This is a genomic window from Bradyrhizobium sp. LA6.8 (assembly GCF_040547935.1).
Taxonomy (GTDB): domain Bacteria; phylum Pseudomonadota; class Alphaproteobacteria; order Rhizobiales; family Xanthobacteraceae; genus Bradyrhizobium; species Bradyrhizobium barranii.
In genome coordinates, this window is the sequence record NZ_JBEPQQ010000003.1 from 150,185 (window position 1) to 163,125 (window position 12,941).

General features: G+C 62.8%; 11 protein-coding genes and 1 tRNA gene. 11 read left to right on the forward strand and 1 reads right to left on the reverse strand.

From position 1 onward, the window contains the following. The first annotated feature begins 90 nt into the window (after positions 1–90). Positions 91–165 (forward strand) — tRNA-Asn (locus ABIA90_RS14360). Positions 166–317: 152 nt separating this feature from the next. Here ABIA90_RS14360 and ABIA90_RS14365 read toward each other — a convergent pair. Next, a complete protein-coding gene (locus tag ABIA90_RS14365) occupies positions 318–1,310 on the reverse strand; it encodes a helix-turn-helix domain-containing protein (RefSeq protein ID WP_166341579.1) in 993 nt (330 codons plus the stop codon). A 510-nt stretch (positions 1,311–1,820) separates the two neighbouring features. Between ABIA90_RS14365 and ABIA90_RS14370 the strand changes: the two genes are divergently transcribed. The 10 genes from ABIA90_RS14370 to ABIA90_RS14415 all read left to right on the forward strand — a co-directional run bounded on the left by ABIA90_RS14370 (position 1,821) and on the right by ABIA90_RS14415 (position 12,924). Further along, a complete protein-coding gene (locus ABIA90_RS14370) occupies positions 1,821–2,834 on the forward strand; it encodes a formylglycine-generating enzyme family protein (RefSeq protein ID WP_354118275.1) in 1,014 nt (337 codons plus the stop codon). Between the two features lie 18 nt (positions 2,835–2,852). Next, on the forward strand, positions 2,853–4,562 hold the full coding sequence (locus ABIA90_RS14375; RefSeq protein WP_354118274.1) for an arylsulfatase: 1,710 nt from the start codon (positions 2,853–2,855) through the stop codon (positions 4,560–4,562). A gap of 72 nt (positions 4,563–4,634) precedes the next feature. Continuing rightward, positions 4,635–6,455, forward strand: coding sequence for an arylsulfatase (locus ABIA90_RS14380; RefSeq protein WP_354118273.1), 1,821 nt, complete (start codon positions 4,635–4,637; stop codon positions 6,453–6,455). A gap of 83 nt (positions 6,456–6,538) precedes the next feature. Further along, positions 6,539–7,582: an HAD family hydrolase gene (locus ABIA90_RS14385; protein ID WP_354118272.1), complete on the forward strand. Its 1,044-nt coding sequence runs from the start codon at positions 6,539–6,541 to the stop codon at positions 7,580–7,582. 75 nt (positions 7,583–7,657) lie between these two features. Next, positions 7,658–8,149, forward strand: coding sequence for a hypothetical protein (locus ABIA90_RS14390; protein WP_225048827.1), 492 nt, complete (start codon positions 7,658–7,660; stop codon positions 8,147–8,149). A 32-nt stretch (positions 8,150–8,181) separates the two neighbouring features. Then, complete coding sequence (locus tag ABIA90_RS14395) at positions 8,182–8,421, forward strand: DUF3302 domain-containing protein (RefSeq protein WP_014495358.1); 240 nt, start codon at positions 8,182–8,184, stop codon at positions 8,419–8,421. Further along, positions 8,421–9,362, forward strand: a complete 942-nt coding sequence (locus ABIA90_RS14400) for an HlyD family secretion protein (protein ID WP_085399542.1) — start codon at positions 8,421–8,423, stop codon at positions 9,360–9,362. Before ABIA90_RS14395 ends, ABIA90_RS14400 begins: the two co-directional genes overlap by 1 nt. 11 nt (positions 9,363–9,373) lie before the next feature. Continuing rightward, positions 9,374–10,393 (forward strand): DUF1214 domain-containing protein, encoded by a 1,020-nt coding sequence (locus ABIA90_RS14405; RefSeq protein ID WP_354118271.1) that lies wholly within the window; start codon positions 9,374–9,376, stop codon positions 10,391–10,393. Between the two features lie 25 nt (positions 10,394–10,418). Beyond that, entirely contained in the window at positions 10,419–11,846 is a 1,428-nt protein-coding gene (locus ABIA90_RS14410) for a DUF1254 domain-containing protein (RefSeq protein ID WP_247310363.1), read from the forward strand. A 61-nt stretch (positions 11,847–11,907) separates the two neighbouring features. Further along, on the forward strand, positions 11,908–12,924 hold the full coding sequence (locus ABIA90_RS14415; protein ID WP_354118270.1) for a SphA family protein: 1,017 nt from the start codon (positions 11,908–11,910) through the stop codon (positions 12,922–12,924). Positions 12,925–12,941: the final 17 nt, after the last annotated feature.

The following is a 12,941-nucleotide window of genomic DNA, read 5'->3' on the forward strand; positions in this document are numbered from 1 at the left end:
CGGCGCATTGTGCAAGATCGCGAATTCGTCCTTTGCAAGCGCAAGCGGCTTTGTTATACGCAGCCGCGCGCGAACGACTGGTTCGCCCTTTCCTCGGTAGCTCAGCGGTAGAGCATCCGACTGTTAATCGGATGGTCGCTGGTTCGAATCCAGCCCGGGGAGCCAAAATCCAGCAAATTCAAAGTCTTACTTGCGTTGCAATTGCGCAACACTACCCCCGGCCGCCGCGTTGGGGCCGGTGCACGGCTGTGCAATCGGCCGGTGGAGAGGGAATCGGTCGGACCCTAGCCGTCCCCCAGCACAGCCGAACCGGGCGCCTATAATTCATGCTCAGAGGGTTGAACCCTCAGGCGAGGGACAGTTCGTCCTCCCAGGGTCTGCGACGGACGTTCCCCGAACATCGCATGGTAATACTGCGAGAACCGCCCGAGCTCGTAGAAGCCCTGCTGCATGGCGACAGCGGCCACGGTCGTCGAGCCCGGCACGCTCTCATGCAGAATGGAATGAACGGCACACAGCCGCTTGTGCCTGAGGAAGCTGACCGGGCCCAAGCCGAACACCTCCTGGAACGCGCGATGGAGGGTGCGGCGCGACACCCCGAGAGCGGCGCAGATCTCCGAGACATGCACCGGGCGCGTGCCGGCCTCGTCGAGATACTCCTCGACCCGGCGGATCAGCCGCCTCGCCGAAGGCAGCCAGCCGGTGTCGTCGGGCGGTAGCGACGACATCACGTTGGCCGCCATGCATTCGACGATCGATCGCTTCCAGAAATCGGCGGTCGAGGGCGTCAGGCCGCTCCTGTAGGTGCGCAGATGTGACATGATCCGGACCAGACGATGTGCGGCGATCGCGCCGCTATCGGGGGCCGCCCGGAAATGGTCGCGCCTGCGCCAGGTGTCGGGATTGCTCAGCCTCGCTTCGCCGCCGAACAGCGATGCGACCTCGTTGATGTCGAAGCGCATGGCGGCGTAAGCGGATCCACCGTGAAAGATTCCGTCATGCTCGAGCAGCGGCGGAATCACGAGCACGTCGTTGAGGCGCATGTCGAAGGACCAGTGGGTGACGCGCTCTTCGGCCGCGAGCAGCATCCCGATGATCAGCTTGTCGTCGCTGGCGACACGCTGCGTACGCATGCCGACGCTGAAGGTGCCGATGCTGAGCGAGAAATCGCCGATGCCGACATGGGAGAGCGATCCGCGCAATCGCCCGCGCCCGAGCTGCATGACATCGACGTGCGAGCCGTGAACGGCCTGGTGAAGACCTTCGAACCCGTCGAGCTTACGCGAATCAACCAGAAGGAATTGGCCCATGGCGCCACCCTGTTACTCAAGCGCGACAATTCTGCGGCAGGCGGCGGCTGAACACCACTACAACGCGAAGTGGGTACGACAGTCCGAGTTCGCGCTTTGAGGTAAATTATCGCCGAATTTGACGCGAGCTGCGCGCCACATGACGCTGTGGATTGAGGAATTTGCGACATGTGTCGTTAAGCCTCACCGATCGGCGCGACGTTTTGGCACAAACTGCACATCACGGGCATCCTATCTTCGGATACCATTTGCAACCTAGGCGATATCGGCAACGATCGTTCTGCGAACCGCGGGGCGGGGATGGCGGTATGGTGTTGCCGCGGGCTCGAAGGATGTGCGCAAAAGAGGGAGAGATGCTGACGCAAGTCTACGACACCCATCTCGCACCCTCGGCGCCAAGAAGAGGGGACCAGACAATGCGTCCAGAATGCCGGGCAGTGCGCTCTCGTCGACGCCTGCTGAAATCCGCGCCATAGTATCGGGTGGAATACTCGTATCGGAGTTTCCACGATGCTGCGGGCGGATACGGATCACTGCGAGTGGTTGCCGGACGACGTGAAGACCGGCGAGATGGTTTTCATTCCCGGCGGGACCTTCCGTATGGGATCCGACCATCATTATCCCGAGGAGGCGCCGAGCCACCGCGTCTCCGTCGACGGTTTCTGGATCGACCGCACCTCCGTCACCAACCGGCAGTTCAAGCAATTCGTCAACGCGACCGGCCACGTCACCGAGGCGCAGATCGTTCCCGACCCCAAGGACTATCCCGGCGCGCTGAAGGAGATGCTCTACGCCGGCTCGCTGGTGTTCTCGCCGCTGCCGCGCATCACCGATCTCACCGACTGGAGCCAATGGTGGTCCTTCATGCGCGGCGCCAACTGGCGTCATCCTTACGGCCCCGGCAGCAACATCAAGGGCCTCGACGACCATCCGGTCGTGCACGTCTCCTATAGCGATGCGGCAGCCTATGCCCGCTGGGCCGGCAAGGAGCTGCCGACGGAAGCGGAATGGGAGTTTGCCGCGCGCGGCGGCCTCGACGGCGAGGAGTTCGCCTGGGGCGATGCGCTGATGCCGGGCGGCAAGCACATGGCCAACATCTGGCAGGGCAATTTCCCCGTCCAGAATCTCGGCGAGGATGGGTTCAAGCGTACCTCGCCGGTCATGGCTTTCCCGCCGAACGGCTACGGCCTCCACGACATGATCGGCAATGTCTGGGAGTGGACCTCGGACTGGTGGTCGTCAAAGCATGCCGCCGACGCCGCGAAGCCTTGCTGCATTCCCAGAAATCCCCGCGGTGGCCGCGAGGAGGCGAGCTTTGATCCATGTCAACCCGACATCCGCATCCCGCGCAAAGTCTTGAAGGGCGGCTCGCATCTCTGCGCGCCGAACTATTGCCGTCGCTACCGCCCCGCGGCGCGCCACGCCGAGCCGATCGATACTTCAACCAGCCATGTCGGCTTCCGCTGCGTGATGCGGACGCCTCTCGTTGTTCATCGCGAACAAGAAGGGTCTGCTGCAACATAGCAAGATAGGGAGTATCGCATGAGCAGCGAGTTGGAGAAGAACAACACCCAGTCCGGGGCTGACCAGTCGATCAATCGCCGAAAACTGCTTTTGGGAACTTCGTCCATCGTCGCCGCGGCGACGCTGACATCGGAGGCACTGGCGCAAGCGCAGAAAGCGGCGCCGGGTTCAGCCGCGAGCCCGGCGGCTTCATCGGCGTCCGGCCGCAAGCCGAACATCCTCGTGATCTTCGGCGACGACATCGGACAGACCAATGTCTCCGCCTATTCCTTTGGTGTGATGGGCTATCGCACGCCGAACATCGACCGCATCGCGAAAGAAGGCATGATGTTCACGGACTATTACGCCGAGCAGAGCTGCACGGCGGGGCGGTCCTCGTTCATCACTGGCCAATGCACGCTGCGCACCGGCCTTTCAAAGGTGGGCATTCCCGGCGCGACCGTGGGTCTGCAAGCGCGAGACGCGACCATCGCAGAGTTGTTGAAGCCGCTTGGTTACGCCACCGGGCAGTTCGGCAAGAACCACCTCGGCGACCGCAATGAATATCTGCCAACCGTGCACGGCTTCGACGAATTCTTCGGCAATCTCTACCACCTCAACGCCGAGGAAGATCCGGAGAACCGCTTTTATCCGACCGGTATGCGGGACCAGATCGGCCCACGGGGCGTGCTGCGTTGCAAGGCGTCGGATCGCGACGATCCGACCGAACATCCGCGCTGGGGCAAGGTCGGCAAGCAGACCATCGAGGACACCGGCGCACTCACCAAGAAACGGATGGAAACGATCGACGACGAAACATCGGCTGCTGCCATCGATTTCATGCAACGTCAGGCGAAGGCCAACACGCCATTCTTCTGCTGGTTCAACACGACCCGAATGCACTTTCGCACGCATGTACGGGAGTCCCATCGTGGCCCGCCCGGGCTGACGGCTAGGACCGAATACGCCGACGGCATGATCGAAAACGATGCGACGATCGGAACGGTGCTCAAGGCTATCGACGATCTCGGCATCGGTAACGATACCGTCGTGATCTACACCACGGATAATGGGCCGCATCAAAACTCCTGGCCGGATGCGGGAACGACGCCGTTCCGCAGCGAAAAGAACACCAACTGGGAGGGCGCGTTCCGCGTGCCGTGCATGATCCGCTGGCCAGGACGAATTCAACCCGGCTCGATCTCGAACGAGACCATCAGCGCGCTCGACTGGATGCCGACCCTGCTGGCGGCCGCGGGTGAACCGGATATCAAGGACAAACTGCTGAGGGGGCACCAGGCCGGAAGCAAAACGTTCAAGGTCCATCTCGACGGATATAACCAGCTTCCCCACCTCACGGGTCAGCAGGAGCGCAGCGCGCGCAAGGAGTTTGTCTACTTCGACGATGATGGCGACGTGGTGGCTCTGCGCTACGAGAACTGGAAAGTCGTCTTCGAAGAGCAGCGTGCGCAAGGTACATTAAGAATTTGGGCCGAGCCGTTTACCAAATTGCGCGTGCCGAAAATCTTCGATCTGCGCTCGGACCCCTACGAGCGCGCGGATATCACGTCGAACACCTACTACGACTGGCTCATGACGGACGGCGCGGGTGTGTTCATTGCTGCGCCTAGAATTGTGGGGGAGTTCCTCGCCACCTTCAAGGAATTTCCCCCGAGTCAGCGGCCGTCGAGCTTCAGCATCGATCAGATCGTCGAGAAGATGCAGAGGAGTTTTCAAGTCACGCAATAGCGTGGCGTGACCGCCCGGCAGCAACGCCGAGCGGCTGACGTGAACGACCAATGAAACACAGGGAGCGTAGAAATGAGCGGCGAACTAAAGAACAAGAACAATTCCTCCGACGCTGAACAAACGATCAACCGCAGAAATCTGCTCCTTGGAACATCATCGATCGTCGCAGCAGCGACGCTGACCTCGGAAGCACTGGCGCAAGCGCAGCAAGCAGCGCCCTCTCGCGCGCCGGCGGCAGCTCAGCCAGCGGGAGGCAAGCCCAACATTCTCGTGATCTGGGGCGACGATATCGGCATCGCCAACATCAGCGCCTACTCCAACGGATTGATGGGCTACGAGACGCCCAACATCGATCGCATCGGACGCGAGGGGATCAAGTTCCTCCACTATTACGGCGAACAATCATGCACGGCGGGTCGCGCGGCTTTCCTGACCGGCCAACACGGCATTCGCAGCGGCCTGACCAAAGTCGGCTTTCCCGGTGCGCCGATGGGCATGAGCCAGCTCGACCCATCGATTGGCGGCCTCCTCAAAAATCTCGGCTATGGCACCGGACAGTTCGGCAAGAACCACGTCGGCGACCGCAACGAGTCGCTGCCGACCGTCAACGGCTTCGACGAATTCTTCGGCAATCTCTATCATCTCAACGCCGAGGAGGAGCCGGAACTACCCGACTATCCCAAAGACCCCAGCTACCTCGCCAAGTTCGGCCCCCGAGGCGTGCTGAGGTGCAAGGCGGCAGACCGCGACGATCCGACCGTAGACCCCCGCTTCGGCAAGATCGGCAAACAGACCATCGAAGATACCGGCGCCCTGACCAAGAAGCGCATGGAAACGATCGACGACGAGACGTCGGCCGCGGCCATCGACTACATGAAACGGCAACAGGCCGCCGGCAAACCGTTCTTCTGCTGGTTCAACGCCACGCGCATGCATTTGCGCACCCATGTGCGTACCGATCATCGCGGCCGCTACACGCATGGCGACAGCGAATACATCGACGGCATGCAGGAGCATGACGATACGGTGGGTACTCTGCTCAAAGCCCTCGACGATATGGGGATCGCCAACAACACCATCGTCGTCTACTCCAGCGACAACGGTCCTCACATGAACAGCTGGCCGGACGGCGCGATGACCTGGTTCCGTTCCGAGAAGAACACCAACTGGGAAGGCGCTTTCCGCGTGCCGTGCCTGGTGCGCTGGCCGGGCGTCATCAAGCCGGGCACGGTCACCAATGAGCTGATGAGCCACAACGACTGGATTCCGACGTTGTGCTCGGCGGCAGGTGAGCCCGACATCGTCAACAAGCTGAGCGCCGGGTACACCGCCAACGGCATCAACTACAAGGTCCATCTCGACGGGTTCGACCAGACCGCATTCCTGCGCAACGTCAGCGGCACGGCCGGCAACAACAACGGCACCAAGAGCGCTCGTGACAAGTTCTTCTACTCGGATGATGACGGTTTGCTCGTGGCCTTGCGCAAGGGCGACTACAAGTATGTCTACGCCGAGCAGCGTCTGCCCGGCACACTGGGCGTCTGGGCCGAGCCCTTCACCAAGCTACGCCTCCAGAAGATATTCAACCTGCTTCAGGATCCGTTCGAGCGGGCTGACATCACCTCGAACACATTCTGGGACTGGCAACTCAACCATGTCGGGCAGGTCTACGGCGCGATGGACGACGTCGGCGCCTTCGTCATGACCTTCAAGGATTTTCCGCCGCGGGCGTTCCCACCGAGTTTCGTACCGGCCACGATCCTTGAAGAGCAGCTCGATGAGATCAAGGACAACCGCGCCAGGGCGGGACAACGCGCCCAGAGCATCGACAAGATACGCTCAGGCGTCAATCAGATGATCGAACAGCAGCTCCAGCAACGCGGAGTCAAATAGCTGACACCCCATCCTCACCGGCCCGCGTCGTTGCGGGCCGGTGCCACCTTCGTAGTTACTCGCTTGCGCCTGTGAGATCCAGAATGCTCGTTTCCCTCGCATCTGCCAGCCGGCGTGGGTTTCTGATCGGTTTCGCCGCCATCAATGCTGTCGCGGTCTGGAGTGCGGCGGCTTTTGCTCAAACCGGACCTCTACCTTCGTGGAACGACGGGGTCACGAAGACATCAATCATCGACTTTGTTGGGCGGGTGACCGCGCAAGGCGGAGTCGATCTCGTGCTGCCGGCGGAGCGCGTTGCCGTGTTCGACAACGACGGTACACTTTGGTGCGAACAGCCAGTCTATTTCCAGGCGGCCTTCGGCCTCGATAGCGTCAGGGCGATGGCGCCGCAGCATCCCGAGTGGAAGCAGCAGCAGCCCTTCAAGGCGTTCCTCTCAGGCGACAAGGACGCGCTGGCGGCGCAGGGTGAGAAGGGTCTGCTGACACTGATCGCGGTCTCCCACAGCGGCGTGACGACCGACGCTTACGCTGCCTCGGTTGCCGACTGGCTCACCCGGGCGCAGCACCCGCGCTTTCATCGCCCTTATAACGAGTTCGTCTACCAGCCGATGGTGGAACTGCTCGCCTACCTGCGCGCGAACGGCTTCAAGACCTTCATCGTATCAGGCGGCGGTGTCGAGTTCATGCGGGTCTGGGCCGAGAAGGCTTACGGCATTCCGCCGGAGCAGGTGGTCGGCTCCTCCGGCGTCACGCAATTCAAGATCGACGCCGATGGCAAACCCGTCCTGATGAAGCTGCCAAAGGTCGAGTTCATCGACGACGGTCCCGGCAAGCCGTCGGGCATCAACCGCTTCATCGGCCGCCGCCCGATTCTTGCCTTCGGCAATTCGGACGGCGACCACCAGATGCTGCAATGGACTGCGGCCGGCCCCGGCGCGCGCTTCGTCGGCATCGTCCATCACACCGATGCGGCCCGCGAATATTCCTACGACAGGGAGTCCAAGATCGGAAAGCTCGACAAGGCCTGGGACGAGGCCACGCAGCGCGGCTGGACCGTCGTCGACATGGCAAAGGACTGGACGACGGTGTTTGCGTCCGAACGCGGCACCGCGGAAGCGTCGCAATGACGAGGACGCGTGCGGGAAGCTGCATCAACGACAGCAATAACAAGGGGAGGGACAAGGATGTCTGGACATATGCGCATGTTTCGGTGGACGAACTGCCTGCTGGCGTTGGCAACCGGCGCGTCGCTTCCGGTCGGAACGGTGTCGGCGGCGCCGCTCCAGCCAGCGGCAATCCAGCAGGGCGCGACTGGACCATCCGATCTGATCGAGGTGCGTGCCGCTGTTCGCCGCGGCGGGGCCGCCATGGGGCCGCGTGGTGGGGCCGTGGTCCATCGTGGCGGCGCCGTGGTCGGCCCCCGAGGCGCCGCCTATCGCGGCCGGACCGCAGTGGTCGGACCGCGCGGCAACGTCGCCGTCCGCAGCACCACGGCCGTGGCCGGGCGCGGCGGCTGGGCGCGACCCGGCTATTACCACTGGCCGAGGGGCGGCGCGATCGCTGCCGGTGCGGCGATCGGTTTCGTGACGGCGGCCACGGCTGTGGCCTGGGCGGGTGCTGCGCCCGCGCCGGGGATGTGCTGGTACTACACCGATCCATCCCGCACGCAGGGTTTTTGGGACTACTGCCAATGAAGGCACGTCACTGACGCAATGAGGCGGCGGTCATGAGCGGCTACGACATCTTCGCCTGGATCGTGTTGGTGATCCTGCTCGCCAGCGCGATCGGCGTGGTCTGTATCGCGGGCTGGCTGCCCGGCCACATCGCGAAGTCGCGCAACCATCCTCATGCGCAGGCAGTGACTGTCGCCGGCTGGATCACGCTGTTCTTCGGCTTCGCGCTGTGGCCGATCGCGTTGATCTGGGCCTATCTCGACGTGCCCGCACGCAAGGCGGGAGATGCGTGATGGGTGTCGCGCTCTTCAATACCTATCTGGTGCTGCTGTTCCTGCTGGTGCATTTCGGGATCGTACGCTTCAACCTGTTCTGGAAGGCGTCGCCCGCGATCGTGCTGGTGCTGCTGCTGTTCGGACTGCTGATCCCGATGGGGTGGGGCGCACCGCAGGGCAATGCGCTGGTCGTGCGCAATGCAGTCTCGATCGTACCTGATGTGGCGGGCGAGGTGACGGATGTTCCGGTTCTCGCCAACGCGCCGCTGAGGGCAGGCGATGTCCTGTTCAAGATCGACCCGACGCCTTACGCGGCGCAGGTCAAGGCGATCGACGCGCAGTTCAAGCTCGCCAAGACGCGCCTCGGCCAGATGACGCAGCTCTACGAGCGCGACGCCGGCCGCGGCTTCGATGTCGAACAGCGGCAATCGGAGGCCGACCAGCTCTCCGGCCAGCTCGAGGCCGCGCAGTGGAATCTCGACAAGACAGTGGTGCGCGCGCCGGCCGACGGCTACGTCACCAATCTCGCGCTGCGCAAGGGCGCGCGCGTGGCGAACCTGCCGCTGGCGCCGGTGATGGCGTTCATTGACGTCTCAAGCACCATCATCGGCGTCGAGATCAACCAGAACGATGCGCGCTACGTGGCGCCCGGCCAGGAGGTCGAGGCCACATTCAAATTCGCACCCGGGCAGATCTACTCCGGCAAGGTCGAGAGCGTGCTCCAGGCGATCGCGACCGGACAGGTGCAGACATCGGGCACGGCAGTCCTGCCGAAAGCCATCGAGGCCGCCCCCTTCGTCGTGCGCGTCAAGCTCGACGACGCCGATTTCGTCAAACGGTTGCCGGCCGGCAGCGCCGGAACGGCTGCGATCTACACCGATCACGTCAAACCGACCCACGTCGTGCGCCGCGTGATCCTGCGGCAGGTCGCGATCCTGAATTACGTCAATCCGTTCTAGCGAGAGGGCGCATGAAAAGAGCAGTGCTGACGGCTTCGTTCCTCATCCTCACCTCGGCCACGCAAGCGCAGTCGCCGGTCCCGGTGACGGTCGATAATTTTGGGCGCGCGGAATCCGACCTGTACTTCGGCAACGGCGTCAAGGACGCCGGTGGCATCGGCAAGCTGTTTCACCATCGCGAGCCGATGGCGATCGATAAGCAGGGCGTCATCCGGTCGAATCGTGACACGCTGTACTCCATGGCCGTCGTTGATCTCGATGCGGGACCGGTAACGATCAAGTTGCCGGACGCTGGCAAGCGGTTCCGGTCGTTGATGGTGGTCAACGAGGATCACTACATCGTCGGCGACATAGAGTATCGCGCCGGAAGTTACACCTACGATCGGAAGAGGGTCGGCACACGCTATGCGCTGATCGGGCTTCGAACCCTCGTCGATCCCAACGATCCCAAGGATGTCGAGAAGGTCCGCGCAGTCCAGGACGCCGTCACGATCAGCCAGAAGGCCCCGGGCAAGTTCGAGATACCGAATTGGGATCCGGTCAGCCAGAAGAAGGTGCGGGACGCGCTCCTGGTGCTGTCGTCAACCGCAGGCGGCTTCAAGGATGCGTTTGGCGCCAAGGGGCAGGTCGATCCGATCCGGCACCTGATCGCGACCGCCGCGGGATGGGGCGGCAATCCCGACAAGGACGCCACCTATCTCAGCGTCACCCCCGAGAAGAACGACGGCAGCACCGTCTACAAGCTGACCGTCCCCGGCAATGTGCCGGTGGACGGCTTCTGGTCGATCAGTCTCTACAACGCCGAGGGCTATTTCGAGAAAAACCCCTACAACGCTTACTCGCTCAACAATCTGACGGCGACGAAATCAGCCGACGGCTCCACGGTGGTCCAGTTCGGTGGCTGTGACGGCAAGATCCCGAACTGCCTGCCGATCATGAAGGGCTGGAACTACACGGTGCGACTCTATCGGCCGCGTCCCGAAATTCTGAACGGCAAGTGGAAATTCCCCGAGCCGAAGCCGGTGAGCTGAAGGCTGAACGAGAATGGAGGCTGTCATGAGACACGCAATCGCAGGCGCCATCGCCATGACACTGATGACAGCGAGCGCGCATGCGCAGAGTCTGTCGCCGGATGAGGTTGCCGCGCGCACTATCCAGCGTCGCGCAGTCGAGGCGATGATCTGGGGCATGCCGGCGGTGAATGCCGATCTCATGCTCCAGACCATGCTTGGGACGACCAAGGCAAAGCCGAACGAGATCATCTACTGGTCGAAGCCGGTGAACTGGAAGAACCAGACGCTGACGCCCAATCCGGACTCGATCTATCTGATGTCGTTCTGGAACGTGAAGGACGGCCCGGTCGTGATCGACATTCCGCCGGCGCAAGGCGGCTCGATCGCGGGCAACATCGTCACGGCGTGGCAGATGCCGCTGGAGGACGCAGGTCCCGAAGGCGCCGACAAGGGGCAGGGCGGCAAATATTTGATCCTGCCGCCCGGTTACAAGGGCGACGCGCCCGCGGGCTACATCTCGCTTCAGTCGGACACGTTCAGCGGCTTCGCGCTGCTGCGCTCCAATCTCGCAAGCCACGGCGATGCCGACGTGGCGAAGTCGGTCTCCTACGGCAAGCAGGTCAAGGTCTACCCACTCGCGCAGGCGAAGGATCCGCCGCAGACCAATTTCACTGACGCCTACGACGTGCTGTTCGACTCCACGATTCCCTTCGATGCGAGCTTCTATCGCAGCCTCGACCGCGTGGTGCAGAACGAGCCGTGGCTCGATCGCGATCGGGCCATGATCGACCAGCTCGCGAGCATCGGCATCGAGAAGGGCAAGGCTTTCAATCCGGATCAGAAGACCGTCGCGCTGCTCGATCAGGCCGCCCGCGAGGCCCACGCGATACTCGAACAGCGCTACGACGCCGGCTTCGCCGTAATCAACCCGGGCATCCGCTGGTTCCCGGCTGCGGTAGCGGAGATGGTCAAGGCGGCGAGCACTGGATACGCCGATCCGAACACCTATCCGGTCGACATGCGCGGCGTCTCCTACACGCTTGGCTTCACCGGTATCAAGCGACTGGGCACCGCGCAGTTCTACCTGTTGGCCAACAAGGACAGGGATGGCCAGCCGTTCGACGGCGCCGCCACCTATCGCCTGACGGTGCCCGCCAACGCGCCGGTCAAGCAATACTGGTCCGCAACCGTCTACGACCGCGAGACGCACGCGCTGGTGCGCAACATGCCGAGCGCAAGCCGGGCTTCGATCAGCCCGGGCATCCAGAAGAATGCCGACGGTTCGGTCGATGTCTATTTCGGTCCGAAGGCGCCGGAGGGCAAGGAAGCCAATTGGGTGCCGACCGATCCGGCGCGGAAGTTCGAGTTGCTATTCCGCCTCTACGGGCCCGAGCAGCCGCTGTTCGACCACAGCTGGAAACTGCCCGATGCCGAGCGTGTCGCCGCCACGATCGGGGGCGCCAAGAAGTAGTGCAATTGGGCGAGCGTGATGCGTTCGGGCGGAAGACGTGACGAGAATAGGGAGACGCGACGTGACGGGACACATTCGCAAAGCCGGGCTCGGGACTGCATTGGCGCTGGCGAGCTTCACCGCTCAGCCCGCGCTTGCCGCTTCCGGCGGCGTGAGCTTCTGGCTTCCGGGCATCTTCGGCAGCTTGGCCGCCGTTCCGGTAACGCCTGGATGGGCCTACTCGACGATCTACCTTCACCTCAACGAAAAGGCCGGAGGAGGGCAGAACTTCGTCACCAGCGGCGGCATACCCGGCTCGGTGACCGCCGGCCTCAACGCACATGCCGACGCGCTCGTCATGGGCATCACCTACACCTCGCCGATGCCGGTGCTGGGCGGCCAAGCCGGCTTCACCGTGCTCACCGCGCCCGGCAACATTGGCGCCGGCATCGATGCGACGCTGACCGGTCCGCGCGGCAATACGATCTCGGGCAGCGCCACCGACAACCGCACGACGCTGACCGACGTGTTCTACCAGGGCACGCTGAAATGGAATCAGGGCGTCCACAACGAGCTGGTCTACATCACCGGCAACATCCCGAGCGGCACCTATGATTCCAGCCGGCTCGCCAATCTGAGTTTTGGCTTCCCCGCGATCGACGTCGGTGCCGGCTACACCTATCTCGATCCGAAGAGCGGCCACGAATTCTCGATCGTCGGCGGGCTCACCTATAGTTTCATGAACGGGGCCCTCCAGTATCAGAATGGCATGGATTTTCATGTCGACTGGGCAGCCTCACAGTTCGTCAGCAAGAACGTTCACATCGGCATCGCCGGTTATTTCTTCCAGCAGATCACCGACGATAGCGGTCCCGGCGCCAAGCTCGGTGGCTTCCGCGGCCAGGCGGTCGGCATCGGTCCGCAGATCGGTTTCATGATCCCGATGTCCGATGGCTACCAGGGCTATCTCAATGTCCGAGGCTACAAGGACCTCGAGACCGAGAACCGGCCGAACAGCTGGTCGACCTGGGTTACTTTCTCGGTCTCGCCGGCAGCGCCCGCGCCGGTGCCGACGAAGCCCATCGTTCGAAAGTACTGATGGAGGCGTTCAAGCAG